General features: G+C 65.4%; 18 protein-coding genes. 6 read left to right on the forward strand and 12 right to left on the reverse strand.

Annotated features, from left to right (window positions below; all coding sequences use genetic code 11):
* Positions 1 to 486: 486 nt before the first annotated feature.
* The 5 genes from DBR22_RS22910 to DBR22_RS22930 all read right to left on the reverse strand — a co-directional run bounded on the left by DBR22_RS22910 (position 487) and on the right by DBR22_RS22930 (position 5,866).
* Complete coding sequence (locus DBR22_RS22910; protein ID WP_108600861.1) at positions 487 to 2,217, reverse strand: MDR family MFS transporter; 1,731 nt, start codon at positions 2,215 to 2,217, stop codon at positions 487 to 489.
* Positions 2,214 to 2,879 (reverse strand): TetR/AcrR family transcriptional regulator, encoded by a 666-nt coding sequence (locus DBR22_RS22915; RefSeq protein WP_108600862.1) that lies wholly within the window; start codon positions 2,877 to 2,879, stop codon positions 2,214 to 2,216. The genes DBR22_RS22910 and DBR22_RS22915 overlap by 4 nt, the downstream gene beginning before the upstream one ends.
* 184 nt (positions 2,880 to 3,063) lie before the next feature.
* Positions 3,064 to 4,485 carry a class II fumarate hydratase gene (locus DBR22_RS22920; RefSeq protein WP_108600863.1) on the reverse strand — a complete coding sequence of 474 codons (1,422 nt, stop codon included), beginning with the start codon at positions 4,483 to 4,485 and terminating at the stop codon, positions 3,064 to 3,066.
* Positions 4,486 to 4,561: 76 nt separating this feature from the next.
* Positions 4,562 to 5,176 (reverse strand): carbonic anhydrase, encoded by a 615-nt coding sequence (locus DBR22_RS22925; protein ID WP_108600864.1) that lies wholly within the window; start codon positions 5,174 to 5,176, stop codon positions 4,562 to 4,564.
* Positions 5,177 to 5,185: 9 nt separating this feature from the next.
* Positions 5,186 to 5,866 carry a DUF4245 domain-containing protein gene (locus DBR22_RS22930; protein ID WP_108600865.1) on the reverse strand — a complete coding sequence of 227 codons (681 nt, stop codon included), beginning with the start codon at positions 5,864 to 5,866 and terminating at the stop codon, positions 5,186 to 5,188.
* A 218-nt stretch (positions 5,867 to 6,084) separates the two neighbouring features.
* Between DBR22_RS22930 and glpX the strand changes: the two genes are divergently transcribed.
* On the forward strand, positions 6,085 to 7,107 hold the full coding sequence (glpX, locus tag DBR22_RS22935; protein ID WP_181365305.1) for a class II fructose-bisphosphatase: 1,023 nt from the start codon (positions 6,085 to 6,087) through the stop codon (positions 7,105 to 7,107).
* A gap of 86 nt (positions 7,108 to 7,193) precedes the next feature.
* Here glpX and DBR22_RS22940 read toward each other — a convergent pair whose 3' ends face one another.
* The 5 genes from DBR22_RS22940 to DBR22_RS22960 form a co-directional block, all read right to left on the reverse strand.
* Positions 7,194 to 8,165, reverse strand: a complete 972-nt coding sequence (locus DBR22_RS22940; protein WP_108600867.1) for a lipid II:glycine glycyltransferase FemX — start codon at positions 8,163 to 8,165, stop codon at positions 7,194 to 7,196.
* Positions 8,166 to 8,168: 3 nt separating this feature from the next.
* Positions 8,169 to 9,419, reverse strand: a complete 1,251-nt coding sequence (gene manA / locus DBR22_RS22945; protein WP_108600868.1) for a mannose-6-phosphate isomerase, class I — start codon at positions 9,417 to 9,419, stop codon at positions 8,169 to 8,171.
* A gap of 83 nt (positions 9,420 to 9,502) precedes the next feature.
* The gene (locus tag DBR22_RS22950; protein ID WP_108600869.1) at positions 9,503 to 11,194 is read right to left on the reverse strand and encodes an LCP family protein; all 1,692 of its coding nucleotides are present in this window, start codon (positions 11,192 to 11,194) and stop codon (positions 9,503 to 9,505) included.
* Between the two features lie 12 nt (positions 11,195 to 11,206).
* A complete protein-coding gene (gene purE, locus DBR22_RS22955; protein ID WP_108600870.1) occupies positions 11,207 to 11,794 on the reverse strand; it encodes a 5-(carboxyamino)imidazole ribonucleotide mutase in 588 nt (195 codons plus the stop codon).
* Positions 11,791 to 12,987: a 5-(carboxyamino)imidazole ribonucleotide synthase gene (locus tag DBR22_RS22960; RefSeq protein WP_108600871.1), complete on the reverse strand. Its 1,197-nt coding sequence runs from the start codon at positions 12,985 to 12,987 to the stop codon at positions 11,791 to 11,793. Before DBR22_RS22960 ends, purE begins: the two co-directional genes overlap by 4 nt.
* Positions 12,988 to 13,157: 170 nt before the next feature.
* Here DBR22_RS22960 and DBR22_RS22965 point away from each other — a divergent pair, with 170 nt between their 5' ends.
* Positions 13,158 to 13,733: a GtrA family protein gene (locus tag DBR22_RS22965; protein WP_108600872.1), complete on the forward strand. Its 576-nt coding sequence runs from the start codon at positions 13,158 to 13,160 to the stop codon at positions 13,731 to 13,733.
* Between the two features lie 13 nt (positions 13,734 to 13,746).
* On the opposite strand, the gene DBR22_RS22970 is transcribed toward DBR22_RS22965, so the two are convergent.
* Positions 13,747 to 14,445: a TIGR03089 family protein gene (locus DBR22_RS22970; protein WP_108600873.1), complete on the reverse strand. Its 699-nt coding sequence runs from the start codon at positions 14,443 to 14,445 to the stop codon at positions 13,747 to 13,749.
* A 493-nt stretch (positions 14,446 to 14,938) separates the two neighbouring features.
* On the opposite strand from DBR22_RS22970, the gene DBR22_RS25120 reads away from it, so the two are divergent.
* The 3 genes from DBR22_RS25120 to DBR22_RS22985 are packed head-to-tail and all read left to right on the forward strand — an operon-like array spanning position 14,939 to position 20,494.
* On the forward strand, positions 14,939 to 15,478 hold the full coding sequence (locus DBR22_RS25120) for a WhiB family transcriptional regulator (protein ID WP_108600874.1): 540 nt from the start codon (positions 14,939 to 14,941) through the stop codon (positions 15,476 to 15,478).
* An 11-nt stretch (positions 15,479 to 15,489) separates the two neighbouring features.
* Positions 15,490 to 18,840, forward strand: coding sequence for a glycosyltransferase family 2 protein (locus DBR22_RS22980; protein ID WP_108600875.1), 3,351 nt, complete (start codon positions 15,490 to 15,492; stop codon positions 18,838 to 18,840).
* Positions 18,833 to 20,494: a DUF5719 family protein gene (locus DBR22_RS22985; RefSeq protein ID WP_219928160.1), complete on the forward strand. Its 1,662-nt coding sequence runs from the start codon at positions 18,833 to 18,835 to the stop codon at positions 20,492 to 20,494. The genes DBR22_RS22980 and DBR22_RS22985 overlap by 8 nt, the downstream gene beginning before the upstream one ends.
* Before the next feature lie 177 nt (positions 20,495 to 20,671).
* Here the strand turns inward: DBR22_RS22985 and DBR22_RS22990 are convergent, their stop codons facing one another.
* Complete coding sequence (locus DBR22_RS22990) at positions 20,672 to 21,187, reverse strand: metallopeptidase family protein (protein ID WP_108600876.1); 516 nt, start codon at positions 21,185 to 21,187, stop codon at positions 20,672 to 20,674.
* A 118-nt stretch (positions 21,188 to 21,305) separates the two neighbouring features.
* Here DBR22_RS22990 and DBR22_RS22995 point away from each other — a divergent pair.
* Positions 21,306 to 21,391, forward strand: an 86-nt coding sequence (locus DBR22_RS22995; protein WP_146187638.1) for a DUF3499 family protein, incomplete at its 3' end; no start/stop codon positions are given.

Here is a 21,391-nt window from a genome sequence, read left to right on the forward strand (position 1 = left end):
CAAGACGAACCGCCAGGCTGGATCTCACCCACAGGCCGACGTTACGCCAGCGAACAACCCGACTGGGAACCACCACATTGGCCGGAACACCTGCTTCAGGAGCTAAGCAGTCTTCAGTCCAGCGTTGCCGAAGCACGGCCATGCCCAGATCCCTGAATCGGCATGAGCCAAAATCCAGGCGGGACGCCGAACGTTCGCTGGATAGCCTGACACACAGCAGGGGCGCCGCAACCCCCAAAGATTGCGGCGCCCTTGCGGGTCGATTTGTACGGCGGGTCTACTTGTACTTCGTTAAGTCAGCGAGTCAACGGCTCAGCCGGTGAGTTGTCCCGGCCGGCCGGCCCGTCCTGTGGTCAGCCGGTGAGTTGTGCCGTCCGTTCGGCCGTCCCGTCCGGTCAATCCCGTCCTGCGGTCAGCCGGTCGGCCGTCCCGTCGGTCGGTTGCCCCGTCCGGTCAATCGGCTATCCCTGTCAGCCTCCTGGTCCGTCACCGAGGCTGGGAAACGAGTTCGCCGTCGTCGTCCTTCATGACCTCAGAGCCGTGACCAGCAACAGCCTCGGAAGTGCCGTTCTGCTCGGGAGCAGAAGCCTTCCCGGCTTGTCCGTTAAGCAGGGCCAGGTGCTCCGCCTCCAGCCGGTCGGCTTCCTCTCCGCCCACAGCTTCACCGCGGGCCACCATTCCGGCAGTGTCCGAGAGCGGGATCTGCTTGAGTGTGATGGCCAGGAGCAGCGCCGCAGCGATGAACGGAATGAGGTACCAGAACACCGGCGCCAACGACTCGGCGTAGGCGTTGACGATGGCGTCCCGCAACTGCTCCGGAAGCTGGCTCAATGCCTGCGGATCCAGGGTGCTGGTGGACTGTGACGCCTGCTCTGCTGATGCGCCGGCCCCGGTGAACGCGGTGGTCAGGGACTCGGACAGCCTGTTGGTGAAGATTGCACCGAAGACCGCCACGCCCATGGCTGCGCCGACTTCGCGGAAGTAGTTGTTGGTGCTGGTGGCGGTGCCGATCTGATCGGCGGGCACCGAGTTCTGAACCACGAGAACAACTACCTGCATGATCAGGCCGAGGCCTGCACCAAAGATGAACAGCTGGACGCAGATGACCCAGATGGGGGTGGAAGCCGTCAGGGTGGTCATCCAAAGCATTGCAGCCATGGTGAAGGCGGCGCCAAGAATGGGGAACATCTTGTACTTGCCGGTCTTCGAGATCCGGATTCCCGAGTAGATGGAAGTGCCCATCAGGCCTACCATCATGGGCAGCATCAACAGGCCGGACTCGGCGGCGGAAGTGCCCGAGGACATCTGCAGGAAGGTGGGCACGAAGGCGATCGCGGAGAACATGCCCAGACCCAGGGTGAATCCGATGGCAGTGGCGTTGATGAAGATCGGGTTCTTGAAAAGGCTCAGCGGAATGATGGGATCCTCCGCGCGGCGTTCCACCATGACGAAGGCAGCAGCGGAGATCACCAGTCCCGCGCCGAAGGCCCAGGTGAGGGGTGAATCCCAGCCCTCGTCCTTCTTGCCGCCAAAATCCGTGAAGAAGATCAGGCAGGTGGTCGCGGCGGACAGCAGCACAACGCCCAGGATGTCGATCCGCTTTTCAGCCTTCTTGTTCGGCAGCGTCAGGGTGAACCAGGCGATGGCGAAAGCAGCGACACCGATGGGAATGTTGATGTAGAAGGCCCACTCCCAGGTCATGTGGTCCACGAAGAAGCCGCCGAGCAGGGGGCCTGCAACGGCGGAGAGTCCGAAGATGGCGCCCAGCGGGCCCATGTACTTTCCGCGGTCTTTGGCGGGGACGATGTCCGCGATAATGGCCTGTGACAGGATCATCAAGCCGCCGCCACCCAGGCCCTGGATGGCGCGGAAGATCACGAAGCCCCAGAAATCGGTAGCCAATGCGCAACCAACCGAAGCCAGAGTGAACAGGGCGATCGCAACCAGGAACAGGTTGCGCCGGCCCAGGATGTCACCGAATTTGCCGTAGATCGGCATCACGATGGTGGTGGCCAGCAGGTAGGCGGTGGTGATCCACGCCTGGTGCTCCACGCCGCCGAGCTTGCCCACGATGGTGGGCATTGCCGTGGAAACGATGGTCTGGTCCAGGCTTGAGAGCAACATGCCGGCAATGAGCGCGGAGAATATGATCCAGATGCGTTTCTGGGTCAACAGCAGCGGTCCGGCCGCTGCCTTGGGACTGACAGTGGTGCTCATGAGTTTCCTTTTGCGGGTAAGGGTTCTTCGAAGTTTTGGGAAAAGAGCTGGCGGGCGGCGGAGATGTTCTCCAGCAGCAGCTCGCGGTAGGGGCGCGTGTTGCCATCGGAGAAGTAGGTCCAGCTGCTCTTGCGGGCGATGTTCCCCAGGAGGACCACGGCCATCTGGATCACCGGATGCTCCGGGGCAACGCCTTCGCGGAGGGCCAGCACACAGGCGAATTCGGCCTCGCGCTCCTCAGTGGCTCCGATGATCCTCAGCATCAGCTGGGGTTCCTTCTTGATAACGCCGATCAACTGGCGCGTTTCCTCTTCGGAGGCGGCCATGTTCTCGGACAGTTTCAGGGAGAGGACGATCAGGTCCTGGAAAAGCGTGGGGGAGATTTCGCCGGGCGCGGATGACCCACCACGGGCAATGAAATCCTCGATGACGTCCTGCGGAATCTCATCGTCGACGTGACCAAGGATGGCGTCTTCTTTAGTGGGGAAGTAGTTGAAGAACGTCCGTCGGGAGATATCCGTCTGTTCGCAGACTTCTTCCACCGTGTAGCCGTTCAGTCCCCGTTCGGCGGTCAGTTTCCGCGCGACGGCGGTAATGGCAGCCCGCGTCGCCGCGCGCTTCCGCTCGCGAAGGCCGCCCTCTATAACTGCACTTTGATTCACAAAGTATATGTTTGCACTATTCTTAAGTAAGTGCAATTTTAGGAAGGCGACGGCGTCGGGAGCCCAGCACAGATACGTAAAGACCGATGGAACCCGGTTAACGACGTCGGCCGCCCACCTTCACGCGGAAGGTGGGCGGCCGACGTCGCGCCCAAGCGGAGCGAAGCCAGGGAGGCGGGGGGACTCAGGCCTTGTGCGGCGGACGCGTCATGGACATAACGTCCAGTGCGGTGTCCAGCTGCTCTTCGGTCAGCTCGCCGCGCTCCAGGAAGCCCATGGCGATGACGGTCTCGCGGATGGTGAGCCCTTCGGCGACGGCCTTCTTGGCGATCTTGGCCGCGTTTTCGTAGCCGATGTGCTTGTTCAGCGGGGTCACAATCGACGGCGAAGCCTCGGCGAGGAAGCGGGCGCGCTCCACGTTGGCGGTGATGCCGTCAATCATCTTGTCGGCCATGACACGGCTGGTGTTGGACAGCAGGCGGACGGACTCGAGCAGGTTGGCGGCCATGACCGGGATGCCGACGTTCAGCTCGAAGGCGCCGTTGGTGCCGGACCAGGCGATCGCGGTGTCGTTGCCGATCACCTGGGCGCAGACCATGATGGACGCCTCGCAGATGACGGGGTTGACCTTGCCCGGCATGATCGAGGAGCCCGGCTGCAGGTCCGGGATGGCGATTTCGCCGAGGCCGGTGTTGGGGCCGGAACCCATCCAGCGGAGGTCGTTGTTGATCTTCATGAAGGAGATCGCGATGTTGCGCAGCTGGCTGGACGCTTCGATGAGGCCGTCGCGGTTTGCCTGGGCCTCGAAGTGGTCGCGGGCCTCCGTCAGGGGGAGTCCGGTGTCAGTGGCGAGCAGTTCGATGACGCGCTCCGGGAAGCCGGCGGGGGTGTTGATGCCGGTGCCAACTGCCGTGCCGCCCAGCGGAACTTCAGCGACGCGGGGGAGTGAGGCGTTGATCCGCTCGATGCCGTAGCGGACCTGGGCTGCGTAGCCGCCGAACTCCTGGCCGAGCGTAACCGGGGTGGCGTCCATCAGGTGGGTGCGGCCGGACTTGACGACGTCCTTGAACTCCACGGCCTTGCGCTCCAGCGACTCGGCAAGGTAGCCAAGCGCCGGGATGAGGTCGTTGATCAGGGCCGAGGTGGCGGCAACGTGAACGGACGTGGGGAAGACGTCGTTGGAGGACTGCGAGGCGTTGACATGGTCGTTCGGGTGGACAACTTTGTCGCTTCCGGCGGCCTTGAGGGCGCGGCTTGCCAGCTCGGCAATAACCTCGTTGGTGTTCATGTTCGAGGACGTGCCGGAACCGGTCTGGAAGACGTCGATCGGGAAGTCGCCATCGTACTTGCCGGCAGCTACCTCATCGGCAGCGTCAGCGATTGCCTTGGCAAGCTCGCCGTCGAGCACTCCCAGTTCAGCGTTGGCCTGGGCAGCAGCCTTCTTGACGCGGGCGAGCGCCTCGATGTGGGCGCGCTCCAGGGTCTTGCCGGAAATGGGGAAGTTCTCAACTGCACGCTGCGTCTGTGCACGGTACAGGGCGTTCACGGGGACGCGGACTTCGCCCATCGTGTCGTGTTCAATGCGGAATTCTTCAGTGGAAGTCATGGGGCTAGCTTAGGGCGATTGGCGGCCCGGGCTAAAACCGTGAACCGCATGCTACGGGCGGTGCGTTGGCGGGTGCCTAGAGCTCGCCAATGCCTGAAACCACATTCGCCCTGCCTTCGACGAGGCTGTACGAGAGGCCGATGACAGCCGCCCGGCCCTTTTCGATTGCGTCAGAAATCACACGGGAGCTGTCCACCAGGCGCTGTGAAGTCTGCTTCGTATGCTCCACCACCATGTCATTGACCTCGTGCTGGTCATTCCGCATGGACGTCAGCACCGAGGGGGTGATCCGCTCCACGAGGTCCCTGATGAACCCCGTGGGCATCTGACCCGTCTCGATAGCGTCCTTGGTGGCGCTGACCGCGCCGCAGCTGTCGTGTCCGAGGATCACGATCAACGGCACGCCCAGGACACTGACGCTGTACTCCAAAGAGCCCAGGACGGCGTCGTCGATGACCTGGCCGGCCGTGCGCACCACAAAGGCGTCGCCGAGGCCCAGGTCGAAGATGATCTCGGCCGCGAGCCGGGAGTCGGAGCAGCCGAAGATCACGGCAAAGGGATGCTGGTTTTCCACCAGCGAGGAGCGGCGTGAAGCATCCTGGTTCGGGTGCGAAGACTCGCCGTTGACAAAACGTTCGTTACCTTCGCGCAGACGGCGCCAGGCAAGGGCAGGGGTCAGGTAGGTAGCCACGCGCCTACTTTACGGTGCGGTACCGGCAGAGGGTGAAACTGTGACGGCCGGACTGCCCTCCATGGACTTCACGACGGCGGCGGCCAGGACAGCGAACTCGTCCAGCTGCGCGCTTCCCGTCAGGACAACGGTGGTTCCGCGGTAATCGAGCACCATGGACTTCTCGCCTTTGCCTGTGTCCCGCAGCTCCCATTCCTGACCGCCGGCGCTGCGCGTTCCCGTGACGGGGGCGCTCTTGGTCTGCTGGACGAGCCAGGTGGGGTTGGGCTGCCGGGTCTGGACCAGGCCGATAAAGGAATCCTTAGGCGTCAGGAAGCCGACTTCCCACGTGGGAACGCCGCTGCCGCTGCCAGACTCCCAGCGGGCGTAGTTTGACGTGAAGGTGTTGCCCGTATCCGGTGCCACCGGTGTGAATCCCGCCACATCCGTTGCGTTGCGGGCCACCTCGCTGACATTGATGTCGGGCCGGAAGCCGTCGCTCTTGGGAAGCGGATTCATCAAGACGATGGGCAGGAAGGCGGCGATGCTGACAACCAGGGCGATGATCATGCCGATCACGGATGCGTTGGCCCGCTTGGCCGCGGCAGCCGGAATGACGGGGCGTACGGGGCCGGATTCGCCCGCGTTGACGTCCCCGTGCTGGCGTCCGGAGTCGGTGGGGTCGGGCCCGGGGCTGGTTTTTTCCTGCATTTCACTCACCCCTCTATAGTCGCGCATGATCGGGCTCAACCCACATTCGGGAGCGGCGGACCTGCACAGATCCCATGTTGCGGAGCCGCGTCATGGCGCGCCCGGAGGATGGCGCCGCGACTATGATCAGAAGCAGAGGAATCACCGCATGGCTGAATCCGGCCGAGCGGGTCCAATGATCGCCACTCGAAGAAGAGGTTCACGTGTCACCTACGCCCATGACCCAGCAGTATTCCACGATCTCCCCGTCCCTGGCCGTGGGAATCGACGAGCCGGACCGCAACCTTGCACTCGAGCTCGTCCGCGTCACCGAAGCCGCGGCCATCGCCGGCGGCCACTGGGTGGGCTTCGGTGATAAGAACAAGGCCGACGGCGCCGCCGTCGACGCCATGCGCTCCTTCCTTGGCACCGTCCACTTCAACGGCGTTGTGGTCATCGGCGAAGGCGAAAAAGACGAAGCCCCCATGCTGTTCAACGGCGAACACGTTGGTGACGGCACCGGCCCCGAGTGCGACGTCGCCGTGGACCCCATCGACGGAACCCGCCTGACCGCGCTGGGTATCAATAACGCACTTGCTGTCCTGGCAGTGGCTGAGCGCGGATCGATGTTCGACCCCTCCGCCGTCTTCTACATGGAGAAGCTCGTCACCGGCCCGGAAGCCGCCGACATGGTTGACCTCCGCCTGCCGGTTAAGCAGAACCTGCACCTGATCGCCAAGGCCAAGGGCGTGAAGGTCAACCAGCTCAACGTCATGATCCTGGACCGCGACCGCCACCGCCCGCTGGTTGAAGAGATCCGCGAAGCCGGTGCGCGCACCAAGTTCATCATGGACGGCGACGTCGCAGGTGCTATTGCCGCAGCCCGTTCCGGTACCGGCGTTGATGCCCTGATGGGGATCGGCGGCACGCCGGAAGGCATCGTTGCAGCCTGCGCCATCAAGTCCCTGGGCGGCGTTATCCAGGGCCGCCTCTGGCCCACCAGCGACGACGAGAAGCAAAAGGCCATCGACGCCGGCCACGATCTGGACCGCGTGCTCTCCACCAACGACCTCGTCTCCAGCGACAACTGCTACTTCGCGGCCACCGGCATCACCGACGGCGACCTCCTCAAGGGCGTACGCTACTCCAAGAACACGGTTCTGACGCAGTCCATCGTCATGCGCTCAAAGTCCGGCACCATCCGCTTCGTTGACGGTGAGCACCAGGCCAGCAAGTGGGAAGGCTACGCCCGCAAGAACTGACTGGCCCCGCACCCGTAAACGCCAGAGGCCCTGGATCCACACGGATCCAGGGCCTCTGGCGTTGGTTGGGTCGGATAAAACCGGCGTTACGTCGTCTTCCGGGCCCGAAGGGCTGCCCTCAGCGAGATGATCCTGTCCCGCAACTGGCGGGTCAACTGGTAGGCGCTGTAGCGGAGCTTCTTCACCGGGAGGTCCCAGGTGCCCGGGTAAGCCACCTCGTAGCCGCCGAAGGACTTCTTGAACGCGGTGAAACCTGCCCATTTGTGATCGGGCGCGTTCTCCGGTGCAACCCCCCACAGGTCGATGTGCTTCAGTCCACGGTCCTTGGCATCGGCCATCAGCGTGACCAGGAGCGGAATCCCGGCGCTGAGTTTCCGGTGGGTATCATCGAGGGCTGCATGGGCGTAGGTGCGGGTGTCAGCGGAATCGTAAGCCAGCGCCGCGGCGATGGGTTCGCCGTGGAGTTCGGCCACGAACAGCGTCGCCGCGCCGGCCGGCATCAGGGATGTTGCAACCTGGGTCAGGTACTCGTCGCTTTGGGGCTTGAAGCCATTGCGGCGGGCCGTCATGTGCAGGAAATTGAGCAGGATCCCTATCTCCTCCGGATCCTGCGAGGTCCGGAAAGTGACACCTTTTTTGTGGATGTTCCGGTAGAGGTTCCGGTTGACCGGCTTCATCTCCGCCAGGACTTCCTTGAAATCACGGTCGAGGTCAACGATCCACGTGAGTTCAGGCTGCTGGTTCACTGGCGCAGGCCGCAGGCCCCGCCGGCGCAGTTCCGCTGCGGCGGACGCCGGCTCAAGCCCGGCGGAAACAGGCTCGATACGGACAAACACGGCCCCGATGGAACGTGCCGTTTCGACCAAGGCGGCAAGGGCGGCGTCGAACGCGGCAGCGGACGAGGCCACCGGCCCGTAAGGGGCGTACAGCACCTTGCCCGCAGCGTTCTTCTCCTCAACGGCCAGGAAACTCCAACCGGGGCCGGATTGCTGGTGAATGGTGCGGCCGAGCGAGGACAGGGTGTCCGCCCAAGCCTGCGTCTGCAGGAAATACTCCACCGGTCAGGCCTTCATGGACGTGGTCACGGCGAAGGCGATGGCCGTTTCCTCCGACCCGGTCACGGGGTGGACATTGACGGGCGCTTCGGAAGCCGGCAGGAAGGCGCTGCCGCCGCGGGCCAACTGCAGGTCGCCCTTGGGGGAGTCCAGGTAGATCGAGCCTTGAACCACAATCACGACGGCGGCTCCCGCCTGCGCCAGCGGAACCGGAGCGCCGCCGGGGGACAGTTCGATCCGCTGAAGCTGGAACTCGCGGAAGGGAGGCTGGTAGAGCTCCTGGCCGAGGCCGGAAACTTCCGGTGCGAGCATCGGAACGGCCACCGGCTTAAACTCGACGGTCCGCAGCAGCTCGGGAACATCGATGAATTTCGGTGTCAGGCCGCCGCGGAGCACGTTGTCGGACGAGGCCATGACCTCCACGCCCAGGCCATGCAGGTAGGCGTGCACGTTGCCGGCCGGGAGGTAGACAGCCTCGCCGGGTGCCAGGGAGATCCTGTTGAGCAGCAGCGAGATCAGGACGCCCGGATCCCCTGGATACTTCTCGTTCAGGCTCACTACCGTGGAAAGCTCTGCCTGGTACGGCGTGAGGGGTGCCCCGGAAATCAGGACCGAAGCCACCATGGCAGTGGCGTGCGAGACTGCCTCGTCGCCGGTCATCAGCCGTTCGAAGGCCTTGCGGATGCCGTTGCCTTCGTCGGGGTCCGCAAGGTCTTCAAGCAGTTGCCCAAGCACTGGCGGGATCTCCGTCCCCGCCAGGTCAAATGACGCGGCAAGCCGAAGCAGGATCTTCCGGGTCTCTGCTGGGGCCCGGAACCCGCACAGCGCCTCGAACGGGGTCAGCGCGAAGATCATTTCCGGCTTGTGGTTCTCATCGCGGTAGTTCCGGTGGGGTGCATCCAGCGCGACGCCCTGTGCGTTCTCCCGGGCAAAGCCGGCTTTGGCCTGCTCAATACTGGGGTGGACCTGGAGGGACAACGGCTGGGCGGCGGCAAGGATCTTGGTCAGGAAGGGCAGCCGGGGGCCGAACTCCGCCAAGGATTCGCTGCCGAGGAAATGCTCCGGATCCTCCGCGATGAGCTGGTCCAGCGGGATGTCAGAGCCATCCGGCCGGCGGACCAGCGAAGCGTCGCCGGGGTGGGCCCCGATCCAAAGCTCGGCTTCAGGGTTGCCGGACTCCGGGCGCCCCAGCAGGCCGGCAATAGCCGTGGTGGAGCCCCAGGCGTAATCGCGGAGGGCATTTTCGATTTCGTACACAGCCGGTGTCCATTCTGGTCTACTGGTTGTCAGGTCTACGGGGCTTGCAAGGGAGGTGGGTTGGCGGTGCGGCAGGCGGTCACCTACAGAGGCGCGCACTGGCCGTTCGTTGCTACCAACTCGCGGAGCGTCTGTTCGTCGCCCATGCTCTTGAGCTGGTTCAGCAGCTCCTCGGTGATCGGCTCGCCGTCGGGGGTTGTGGTGACCGGAGTGAAGCCCGACGACGGAGCCGGCGTTTGCTGGGCGGGTGACCGGCCGGCGGCGGGCAGGGCAGTTGGCTGAAGCGGGCCCGATGCCTGCAGCCGTCCGCCCGCGGCGGATACCTGGGCCGTGTCGATCTGCAGGCCGTCCACCTGCTCGCCGTCGAACAGGTTTGTGCCCGGCTGCCCGGCAGCCTGGGGTCCCGAAGCGGAGGCCAGCAACTGGTCCACTTTGTCGTGGATGACATCGAAGTCCGGGACAGTGGAGAAGGAGGCGTCAAAATCGGGCGGCCCGATGGTGAGGCGCTTGACGTCCTGTCCCTTGGCTTTGATGGCCAGGTCCACGAAACTCCCCAGCTGCGAGGAGGAGATGTTCGAATCCACCACCTTGGTTCCGGCGCTGGCGATGTCCTCGAACTTCGACAGGAGCGTCGCTGGATCGAGCTGCTGGAGCATGGCCTGCTGGACGCACTGCTGGCGTGCGATGCGGGCGTAGTCGTCAACGAATTCGCGTGAGCGGCCGTACCAAAGGGCGTGATAGCCGTCCAGCGTATTGTCCCCGGCCGGGATCCAGCCCAGCGGCATGCCGTGGATGCCGCTGGCCTCGTCAATGGTTTCGCCGCTGATCGGGACCCAGCCGCCGGCCTTGATCCGGATGCCGCCCATGGCATCGATGAGCTTGGCGAAGCCGTCCATGTCCACCAGGACGTAGGCCTGGACCGTGATGCCGAGGCTCCCCGAGACGGCCTCCAGCGTGGCCTGCGCACCCGGGTCTGCGACGCCGGGGTAGAGATCGGCGTGTTCGTTGGTGACTTCGGTGTTGATGGCGTTGATGAGGCAGCCATCGCCGCAGTCGTAGCCGTCCGGGTAGATCTGCCGCATGGGGGAGTCCTCGCTGAACTGGGCGTTCTGGAGGTTGCGGGGCACGGAGATGATGGCAGTCTGCCCGGTCTTGGCATCCACGCTGAGGACCGAGAGGCTGTCCGGACGGCGGCCCGTGCGGTCGTCACCGGCGTCACCGCCCATCATCAGGAAGTTGTAGCGGCCGTCCACAGGCTCGATCGAAGGTCCTGCAGAGAAAATACTGCCGATGGCATTGCGGCCAACATTGAGCAGGTACGCGGCATAGCCAAGCGTGCCGCTGCTCAGGATCAGCGCAAGGACCAGTGCGATGCCGACGGCGGGACGGGCTTTGGGTGCCAACAGGAGCGGGCGGATCAGCCGAAGGGTATTGATGAAAAGCAGTGCCCACCCCAGTGCGAGTGCCACAAGGGCCAGGATGATCACCAGGGAAGCGAACGGGTTGGTGATGATGTTGATCAGCAGGGACCGGTTCAGGAGCAACAGCAGCGCAGCGGCTGCCAGCAGGGCCCACACAGCAAGCGTGACGCGGAGGGCGATGCGGCCGATCCTGCGGTCACCGGCAACAATCTGGGCACTGCCGGGGACCAGGAGGGTCATGAGGACCAGTACGAAGCCACGCTTGGTCCGCATCGGCTCCGAGGCCGCGGACGGATAGCGCACGGGATCGGTCATGGACGCCCCTGCTGAGGGCTGCTGTTCGCTTCTGGACATCTTCGGGGTACCTTAGCTGCTGCCCCGGAGAACACCGGTGCCGTCAGCGAAAACCTCACTGACTTTCTGCCTGAGGTTCGCTCCCTTCCGGGTGGCCGTGTCGTTCAGCTCCTGAGCAAAATCGAGGAGATCGGCGCGGAGGGACGCGGCCAGTGTGTCCGTGCCTGCCGCCAGGATGCGGACGGCCAAGAGGCCGGCGTTGCGGGCCCCGGCGATCGAAACGGTGGCCACGGGGACCCCTGCCGGCATCTGCACAATGGAGAGCAGCGAATCCATGCCGTCAAGGGTCTTCAGCGGCACCGGCACGCCAATAACAGGCAGTGGCGTGACGCTTGCCAGCATGCCGGGAAGGTGTGCAGCACCGCCGGCACCGGCAATGATGACCCGCAGCCCGCGTTCGTGGGCGCTCTGGCCGTAGCGGATCATTTCGGTGGGCATCCGGTGGGCGGAGACGACGTCGGCTTCAAAGGGAATGCCGAATTCAGCCAGCGCATCGGCTGCGGCCTCCATCACGGGCCAGTCCGAATCCGATCCCATCACCAGGCCGACAAGCGGTCTGTTCGTTGTGTCTGCAGCGCCGGACGTGGATTCGATGGTCATGCGTTCTCCTCGGAAATCCGTACTGTTTCTTCAGCCGGTACCCGGCCGTCGCGGATGATGGCGGCCACCCTGGTGGCACGTTGCCGGACTGAGTCAACATCGGCTGTGGAACTGCCCACAAGGTTGACATGGCCGATCTTCCTGCCTGGCCGGACCGACTTGCCGTAGCAGTGGACCTTGGCCGCAGGCTCGCTGGCGAGGGCGGCGGGAAAGGCGGAGAACAGGTCCTGGTTGGCGCCGCCCAGGAAGTTCTTCATGACCACCACGGGTCCCAGCACGTCAGTGGCGCCGAGCGGAAGGTCCAGGACTGCGCGCAGGTGCTGTTCAAACTGGCTGGTCACCGAACCGTCCTGGGTCCAATGGCCGGTGTTGTGTGGCCGCATGGCCAGCTCATTGATGAGGAAGCCTGCTCCGCTTCCCGGTGTTTCGAAGAGCTCCACCGCCATCACGCCGGTCACGCCGAGTTCACTGGCGATCCGCAGCGCGGCGTCCTCGGCCGCGGCGGCAACCTCCAGTGGGACGCCAAGGGCGGGAGCGATGACCTCGTCGCATACGCCGTCCACCTGGATCGTGTGGACTACCGGCCACGCACGGGCTTCGCCGCCCGGGGTCCGTGCCACCAGCGCGGACAGCTCGCGGCTGAAGTCGACCTTCGCTTCGGCGAGGAGCGGGCTCATGGCCTCGAACCACTCAGCGGCGCCGGCGGCGTCGTCGGCGGAGTCAATGATCCGCACACCCTTGCCGTCATAGCCGCCGCGGGGCATTTTGAGAACAACCGGCCAGCCGGTCTTATCGCCGAAGTCCACCAGCGCGGCGACATCGGGGACCGAAGCCCAGGTGGGGTTCGGCAGCCCCAGGCCGTCGATGGCCGCCCTCATCACCAGCTTGTCCTGTGCGTTGACAAGGGCGTCCGGGCCGGGCTGCACGTTCACTCCGGCGGCCAGAAGCTCGCGGAGGTGGTCCGTCGGGACGTGCTCGTGGTCGAACGTCATGACGTCCAGGCCATCCGCGAAGTCGAGGAGCGTCTGCAGGTCTTTGTAGTCACCCACCGGCGAAGTGGATACAGCCGACACCGCCGAAACGTCCTCCGCCTCAGCGAGGACACGGAGTTCAAAGCCGAGGGCGGTGGCGGCAGGGGCCATCATGCGCGCAAGTTGGCCGCCGCCAACCACGCCGATTACTGGAAAAGTCACATATGCCAGCCTACAGAAAAGCTCAACGGATCCCGGCTTTCAGACGTCGCGGGGCCGGATTTCGGGTAATCCTGCCCCCTTCCTGCCGGGCGGATGGGGCGGACAGGCCAGTTTCCGGGCTAAAATGGTCTCTGGCCGTGTGGCCCACAATCCGACGGCCTTGGAGGGTCATGCTTAGCTCACTTGCAGAACGAATACGGGGACTGGCCTCGCTCTTTTGGCGTGAGGTCGCCAAATTCGGCGCAGTCGGCGGTGTGGCATTCGTCATAGACTCGGCTGTATTTATCTGGCTCTTCACCGGACCGATGCACAACAGCGAGGTGTGGGCCAAAGCACTGGCTACGATCGTGGCCAGCATCTTCTCCTGGGTTGCCAACCGCTACTGGACTTTCCGTCACCGCAAACAGGCCAACGTGGCCCGCGAAGCAGCGCTTTTTGCCGTGATGAACGTGGTGGGACTCCTGATCGCCTCGGGCTGTGTCTGGTTCGCCAAGTACATTCTGGACCTGAACGACAAACCGTCCCTCTTCATCGCAGGCAGCGTGGTGGGACTCGTGCTCGGCACGATCTTCAGGTTCTTTGCCTACCGCTTCTGGGTTTTCAACGAAGAACTGGACCAGGAGCCGGAGTTCTCCCACGACCACGAGCTCATCGAGTCGCACCACCATGGGAAAGCAGTTGCTCCTGTGGCCGCCCAGTACCGCGAGCCGACAGAAGAGGAAACCGAAAGGCCGCGCCAGCCTTAGCGGGGTTCGATCGCTACTCGCCGTGGATACGTTCCGCCGACATCAGCTTGTCTGTCAGTTCCACGTCGGGGTGCAACAGAACTACTGAGCCGCCGCGGTTCCAGGCACCGAGCGAGTCTGCCAGTGCCGTTTCGAGGCCTGTGGCGGCGGGGACCAGCAGCCGGACACCCTCGTCGTGCGGCGTGGCAAAGCCCGTGATCAGGTCCCGGTGGAGGTGCCGCACGCCGTCGTGACCCTGCACCGCGCAGCCGGTCTGTGACGGGTCGCTGTGTGCCAGGAAAACATCTCCGTGCATGCGGACTTCGGAGGCGAAGTCGATGACTCCGGCAGGAAGGTCGCCGGGCCACCGCATGGCAAGGGCAGGCAGCGCCACGGCGATCACGGCGTCGAACTTTCCCTCGACCGTGCCGGGACTGTCTGTGACCAGCAGTTCGGCGTCGCCACCGTTAAGTACCGTTTCCATGCCCAGCTGCCAGGCGGCAAGCGCCCAAATCAGTGACTTCCAGTGGGCCGGCAGGGAAACGCTGAGCCGCGTTCCAGGCTCGGCATCCAGCTCATCCTGCAGGAGGTTGCTGGTCTTTGCCACCCAGTTGTCCAGGACCCTGCCGGAGAGTTCAACACGTTCGGAATCCGGCCCGTACCAGGTCAGGCGGGGCGACGTGGCGTGGCCGGAACGCAGGGACGTCATCAGTTCGATAGCCGGGATGCTCATGGCTATATCTTGCCACGCACGCCTGCGGCCGGTCCCTGCCGGCTGCGCCTCCGGCCGCACCCTGCCTGGACCCTCCTGCATCATGGCGGGGCCGGGGCCGCGCCGGACTGCGCCGCGGCAGCGCCGGCGCCGCGCCGGGCGCCTGAGTCGAATCAGTCGGACCGCCGGGGGTCGTGTGATCTTCCTCACTCTGATTCGTCATTCCATTTGTCTTATTAGCCCGCTGCCTGTATTTTCTGCCGTAAATCAAGGGAACTTGGCGGTACGGGCCATCGGGGCAGCGCTATTCCCGCCCGACGCGCCCGGCTGGCTGAAAATCCCCGGGCGTGGCGTGCCCGGGCTTGGGCCGGAAAGTTGATTATTATCCCTCCGCGGCTTGACGCGCCTGTAGTTACACACGTGTAATTAGATATATAAGGCCACTGCGTAAATACAGGCACACAACCGAGTGCCCAGGGATTCAGGCAGAGGCTGCAACTTTCAGGAGGGTCGCATGGGGCAAGCAGAGCGTATCCATGAAAATGCTGTCGTCGCCGCTGAGGCGACGGCCAAATACCGTTCACGCGGCGTTCCAAGTGACTGGTACGTGGATCCTGCCGATCCCGGCGCCGCGGACCGTTACAACCGCAACACCAGCGACTCCCGCCATGATCAGGCCACGGCCTTTCTGGCGGCGCACGAAGCTCTTCTCGACGGCGGCCACGGCCAGGACGATGACGACCTGGACCCCCCGATGGAACTGCGTACCGCAGATACCATCACGCAGCCGGCGTGGATCGGATTGCCGCTAAGGCAGGACTTCGACGACGAAGGCGAACTCGGCTGGCAGACTGACGCATTGTGCGCACAGACTGATCCTGAGGCCTTCTTCCCGGAGAAGGGCGGCTCCACTCGGGACGCCAAGAAGGTCTGTGGCGCCTGCAACGTGCGGTCCCAGTGCCTTGAATATGCGCTGGCGAATGACGAACGGTTCGGCATCTGGGGAGGCCTTTCCGAGCGCGAGCGCCGGCGGCTAAGGAAGCGGGCAGTCTAATTCTTAAGGAAGTGCATGTCACTGCCGTTGTGGTGTCCCACAACGGCAGTGCCTATCTCCCCAGAACCCTGGCTGCCCTCGCGGACCAGACCCGGCCCGCCGACTCCTTCATCGGGGTGGACACAGGATCGCGTGACGGCTCCGCAGCGCTCCTGGAGGGGGCCTTCGGCGAAGCCAGCGTGACCAGTTTTCCGCACGGAAAAAGCGGAATGGGAGGCGCCGTACGGGCAGGGCTCGATGCACTCTCGCCGTGGGAAGGCCAGCCTGAACGCGCCGGGACGGAATGGATCTGGCTGCTTCATGACGATTCAGCCCCGGCGCCGGAGGCACTGGCCGAACTGCTGACAGCCGTGGAGCGCGCACCATCGGTGACTGTCGCCGGCTGCAAGCAATTGGACTGGCACGCCGGGCGCCGGCTCATCGACGTCGGGCTCTCCACCAGCCGCTGGGCGGAGCGGCTCACCCTCATCGATGCCGACGAACTCGATCAGGGTCAATACAACGGCCGCACGGACACCTTCGCGGTCAATTCGGCCGGCATGCTGGTACGCCGCGATATCTGGGAGCATCTGCGGGGGTTCGACCCCGCCCTGCCCGGCACCGGCGATGACGTCGACTTCTGCTGGCGCAACCGCCTCGCCGGGCACCGTGTGGTGGTGGTCCCCACGGCCAGGATGTTCCACGTGGCGCACAGGCCCCACGGACAGGGCAACCCCTCAGCTGCCCGCAAAGCCCAGGTCCATCTCCGCCTCACGCACGCCCCGCTGTGGAAGGTTCCGTTTCACGCAGTGGGTGCGCTCCTGGGCAGCATTTTCAAACTTGTGCTCAGCATTGCGGTCAAAGACCCGGGCCACGGTTTCTCCCAGCTGGTGGCCACGTTCGCTGCCCTCGCCAGGCCCCGTGCCGTTGCCAAGGCGCGGCGGACGGCGGCCCGGACACGGCGGATCCGGCGTTCGGTCATCCAGAAGCTGCAGACTCCCCGGCGGGAAGTCTGGAACCACCGCCGTTCCCTGATGGAAGCCCTGGGCGCCGACAACTCCACACCCGACGGCCTCGTCCAGGACCCCCTCGCTAACCAGCCCACCGGAGATTCAGCCGATGACTTCGCCGCGCTGACCACCAGCGAACGGGGCTGGGTGGGGACCGGCGCACTCGCGGCATTCATGATCGCCTCAGCAGCCTCCCTCCTTGCGCTCAGTGGGCTGTTCCGCGCCGAGGCAGTCTCCGGTGGCGGCCTCATTCCGGTCTCCGCCACGTTGGGCGAAATCTGGCATCACGCCTCCAGCTGGTGGATCAGCCTGGGGGCCGGCCTTCCCGGCAGGGGAGACCCGTTCGGCTACGTTCTGTGGATCCTGGGGCTGCTCGGCGGGGGAGATGCCAACGCCGCCATGGCCTGGCTGCTGCTGCTGGCAGCTCCGCTGTCCGGACTGACGGCCTGGTTCGCGGCCGGCGCCCTGACGCTCCGGCGCCGCTTCCGCTTCGTGGCTGCTCTTGTCTGGGCTGCCGCACCGGCCTTGCACGTGGCACTGAACCAGGGACGCGTGGGAGCCCTGGTGGCCCATCTCATGATTCCGTTGCTCGGGCTGGCCCTCCTGCGCGCCACCGGCTCCGCAGTGGGCCACGGCCGGTTTGCGGTGCCGGTCCCCGGTGATCGGCGTTTCACCGAGAAACCGCCTGCCCGGCCCGGAATCAACGGCATGCCCTCCTGGACGGCCGCAGCCGCCGCGGGGTTGGCGCTCGCTGTGGTGGCCGCGTCGGCGCCTTCCGTGCTGATACCGGCCGCCGTCATCATTGTCATCTGCGGACTGATGCTGGGCCGCCGGGGCCGGACGGTCTGGTGGGCGCTGTTGCCCAGTGCCGCGCTTTTCATTCCCTTTGGACTCTCAGTCATCGACCGGCCACGGGCATTGCTCGCCGATCCCGGCGTTCCGTTGGGTTTTGAAGCCGCTCCCTTATGGCAGCAGCTGCTGGGGCAGCCCCTGCTTTTCTCCCCGTCAGGGGGACTGCACGGCCTGCCGTTCTTCAGCGGCCAAACGATCCCGTGGGCACTCCTGCTGGCGATGCTGATAGCGGTACCGGTCCTGCTCCTGGCCGTCGCGGCTCTGTTCGTGCCAGGCAAGAGGACCCGGACAGCGCGCGTTCTCTGGTCGGCAGCACTGATTGTCCTGGCCGGATCCTGGCTCGCAGGGCACATAGCCACAGGTGCCAACGCGGACACCCTGGTCACCCCTTTCACCGGCCCGGCGGTCTCCGCGGCCGGCTTCGCCCTGCTGGGTGCCGCGCTCATTGGCGCCGAGCGTTTGCTTGATGCCGCGGACAGGGCGTCCTCATCAAGCACCAGGCGCAACGTGGCGCTGCGCTTCGCCACAGCCCTTGCCATGGTGGTACTGCTTGCCGGACCACTGGCCGGCATGGCGGTATGGTCCGCCCAGAACATGCTCCGGTCCACCGCCGCGGCTCCCCTGACCGAGGTGCCGTCCGGCCCGGCGCTGGGGACACCGCGCCTGGTGGAGGCCGGCAGTGCGCGGACCCTCCCGGCCACCGCCATCGACCGCGGAACCGGACCCGAGCAGACACGCACACTGCTCATCAGCACCCGGGAGAACGGCACCTTCGATGCCGCCCTGATGCGCGGTGCGGGGACCACGCTGGACAGCCTGTCGGCCATTGCGGCTTCCCGGAACATCATGGGCGCACCCGGCCAGGAGACCGTCAGGGAGGACGACGACGTCACGGCCTCCATCCGCAGCGTCGTGGCCACTCTGGTGGCCGGCCAGGGCGTGGACCCCCGGCCTGCGCTCGAGCGGCTCGGGGCCGGGTTCGTGGTGTTGCGCTCAGCCGACACCGCCGCCCAGCTCACGGCCAGCAGGATGGACGCCGTGCCGGGGCTCGTTGCAGTCGGGCAGACCGATGTCGGCTGGCTGTGGCGCATCACCCCGCTGAACCAGCCCACACTTCAGCCCGCTGATGTTGCCCACCGCGTCCGGATAGTTGACGGTGCCGGAGCCACTGTCGCGTTGGTGCCCTCAAGGTACGACGACGTCGATACTGCCGTCGCCGAAGGACCGGAAGGCCGGCTGGTGGTGCTGGCCGAACGGGCTGACCCAGGCTGGAGCGCCTGGTTGGACGGACGGAAACTCACCGCCACCACCTCCGGCTCCGCCCAGGCGTTCACCTTGCCGGCGTCGGCAGGCCAATTGACCATCCGCTACGACGTCCCTTGGGCCCTCTGGGCCGGGATCGCGCAGATCACGGTGATCGGACTTACCGTGATGCTCGCCATCCCCATGCCCGCCCGCCGGCCCAACACCGGTTTGTCCCGGGACGAGGGATCTTTGCGTAAGGAACACCGGAATGCATAACGACGCACCCGCGGCAGACGTGGCCGCGGCAGACGCGCCGCTGGCCGATGACGCCGCCGGACAACCACGTCCCCCGGCCCGCCGGACCCTCAGCCGTGAGACGCTGGCCGGGCTGGCCTCGGCTGTACTGATAGTGGCCGCGGCCGGCGGGATGGTTGCTGCCGGGTCGATCGTGCCTGAGCCCGCCGGGAACCGGAGCATCCCGGCCGCGCTGGCAACCGTTCCGGCCGGCGCGAGCCTGGGCGTGTGTCCCGGGCCTGCGCGCCTGCTCGAGGGGACCGAGGCCGGCACTGATCCGCAGTTCAGCCCTGAATCAGCCACAGCCAACAGCGCTGTCACCGGAGCCGTCATCAGTGCACCCGGCGGTGTGATGCCCGGAAGCCGGCTGTCCGCGCTCGACGGAAGTACCGCCGTCGAGATCGCCAAGGGCGGCGGCCAGCCCGGAGAGAGTACAGGTCCCCAGGACCTGATCGCTGGCGTGCTGGCCGGCCGTCAAGTTGAAGGCCCCACCGTTCTGGGAGCCGATGCCTTGGGAGGCCTGAAGCCCTCAGCCGCGGGAGTCCTGAAATTCTCGGCCACGGACGGCGACCTCCAAGGGTCCGCAGCGGCCAATTGCCAGGCGCCCGCCAACGACCTCTGGCTCGCCGGTGCCAGCACCACGGTGGGCCGCACCTCCGTGCTGGTGCTCAGCAATGCCTCCAGCACGCCCGCCACTGTCAGCCTCGAACTCTTCGGCGGCCAGGGGCAGATCCAGGCCCCAGGCAGCAGGGGACTGCTGGTGGCGCCTGGGACCACGCGGTCCATTGTTTTGGCCGGCCTCGCTCCCGGCGAAGAGCAGCTCAGCGTCCATGTGCGCAGCGCCGGCGGTCCTGTAGCGGCTGCCATCCAGCAGAGTGTCCTGAGGGGACTCACGCCCGGCGGCGTCGACTTCATCGCCCCAGGGGCTGCGCCCGCGTCCCGGCAGGTCATGACCGGGGTGGATATCCAGGACGCGGCCGGAATCGCCGCCGTCACCGGGACAGGTGGCTTCGACGACGCCGGTCCGACACTCTCCCTCACGGTCCCCGGCTCCGCGGATGCTGTGGTGGAGGTCAAGCTTTTCGGCCGTGACGGCCAGAAGGCCCTTCCCAACGGAGGCGTCGTGACCGCAAAAGCCGGTTCCGTCACCGAGGTGTCGCTGGCCGGGGTCCCGGCCGGCCATTACACCGTCTCCACCAGTTCGGATGTCTCCTTCGTGGCTGCGGCCAGGGTCACGCGCGGCCTGGCCAGCGAGAAGGCCTTGGACGTTGCATGGGCTGCATCCGGGGTCCGGCTGGGAAGCCAGCATGTGGTTCCGGTGCCGCAGGGCGGGGAGCGGATCCTCGTGTTCGGGGTCCTGGAGAACCGGGCAACGATTTCCTACGCCCCCATTACCGCGGACGGCAAGATCCGGGCAGCCGCAACTGCAGACGTCGCCGGCGGTACCACCACGTCCATCAAGGTTCCGGAGAAAGTGGACGAAGCAGACGTGGTGGGCTACATCGTCTCAGCTTCGGGTGACGCCGCCTACGGAGCCCTCCTGCTGCAGCAGGATGGGCGGGAAGACGTTTCCACGCTGGCCTTCATGCCGGCGGCATCGGGCCAGGAAAAGGTGCCGGTCACTCTCGGGTACTGACCGGACGGGACCAAGCGTCCGGCAACCTGGCGGCAACTATCTGGTCGTTTCAGCCCTAAGAGAGCGGGGGGTAATCGGTCAGCTGCCGCACCAGCCGGGAATCAGTACCAGCAGGCAATAAGGGAGCCAGTCCGGCTGTCAAAACGCCCAGTCTGTCAAAACGCCCAGTAAAACCGGTCAGTACCGGCGCCGGTACACCGGGTCCAGCGTTTCAGGCGCTACGCCGAGCATTTCGGCGGTGTGCTCCACCACGACGTCGTGAACAAGGTCCTGGAGTTCCTCACGGGTGGCGCAGCCCTGTTCCACCACGCGGCGGTACAGGGTGATGACCGGGCCTTCCTCCGCCGTGGCGGGGGTGTAGGCGCCCATGGGCGGCGGCGAGGCATCGGCCACCAGTTGCTCCAGCTGGGGCGGTATTTCATCAACAGCAAACCGCACGCCATCGAGGGTTTTGCCCCAGATGTCGTGGAGCCGCTGTGCTGAATCGAGCACCATGTCATCAAATCTGTCGGACCGCGTCCGATAGCCGGGGTGGGTTGGCAACATCAGTTCGCCACGCAGGCCCCGGCCGTGGCGGTTCCGGCGGCGCATCGCGAAGCTTCGGCCCGGCGACCCCAAACCCGTCTCTCCGTTGCGGACATCCGGGTCAGCCAACCGGACCGTAAAAGCTGATTCATGGTTCGATGACTGCATACATTGACTCTAAACCCGGCCGAAGATTTACGCGACACAATCCACAATCCCGCTCTGGCGCGGCGACAGTGCTGCAAATACGCCGAACGGCCGGCCATAGCGAGTAGTCTGGGATGTCGTGGGAGCTATCCGTCAATGTTCGAGGTCAGCCTGCCGTCAGTCAGCGGTGGCTACTTTGACGTACGTCTATGCCGACTCCACAGC

The organism is Arthrobacter sp. HMWF013, from assembly GCF_003061105.1.
Taxonomy (GTDB): Bacteria; Actinomycetota; Actinomycetes; order Actinomycetales; family Micrococcaceae; genus Arthrobacter.

What these genes read in the sequence shown, in the direction of transcription:
- DBR22_RS25120 (WP_108600874.1), top strand. Translation starts at nt 14,939, where the DNA reads ATGGGGCAAGCAGAGCGTATCCATGAAAATGCTGTCGTCGCCGCTGAG.
- DBR22_RS22965 (WP_108600872.1), top strand. Translation starts at nt 13,158, where the DNA reads ATGCTTAGCTCACTTGCAGAACGAATACGGGGACTGGCCTCGCTCTTT.
- DBR22_RS22930 (WP_108600865.1), bottom strand. Translation starts at nt 5,866, where the DNA reads ATGCAGGAAAAAACCAGCCCCGGGCCCGACCCCACCGACTCCGGACGC.
- glpX (WP_181365305.1), top strand. Translation starts at nt 6,085, where the DNA reads ATGACCCAGCAGTATTCCACGATCTCCCCGTCCCTGGCCGTGGGAATC.
- DBR22_RS22920 (WP_108600863.1), bottom strand. Translation starts at nt 4,485, where the DNA reads ATGACTTCCACTGAAGAATTCCGCATTGAACACGACACGATGGGCGAA.
- DBR22_RS22970 (WP_108600873.1), bottom strand. Translation starts at nt 14,445, where the DNA reads ATGAGCATCCCGGCTATCGAACTGATGACGTCCCTGCGTTCCGGCCAC.
- DBR22_RS22985 (WP_219928160.1), top strand. Translation starts at nt 18,833, where the DNA reads ATGCATAACGACGCACCCGCGGCAGACGTGGCCGCGGCAGACGCGCCG.
- purE (WP_108600870.1), bottom strand. Translation starts at nt 11,794, where the DNA reads ATGACCATCGAATCCACGTCCGGCGCTGCAGACACAACGAACAGACCG.
- DBR22_RS22910 (WP_108600861.1), bottom strand. Translation starts at nt 2,217, where the DNA reads ATGAGCACCACTGTCAGTCCCAAGGCAGCGGCCGGACCGCTGCTGTTG.
- DBR22_RS22990 (WP_108600876.1), bottom strand. Translation starts at nt 21,187, where the DNA reads ATGCAGTCATCGAACCATGAATCAGCTTTTACGGTCCGGTTGGCTGAC.
- DBR22_RS22950 (WP_108600869.1), bottom strand. Translation starts at nt 11,194, where the DNA reads ATGTCCAGAAGCGAACAGCAGCCCTCAGCAGGGGCGTCCATGACCGAT.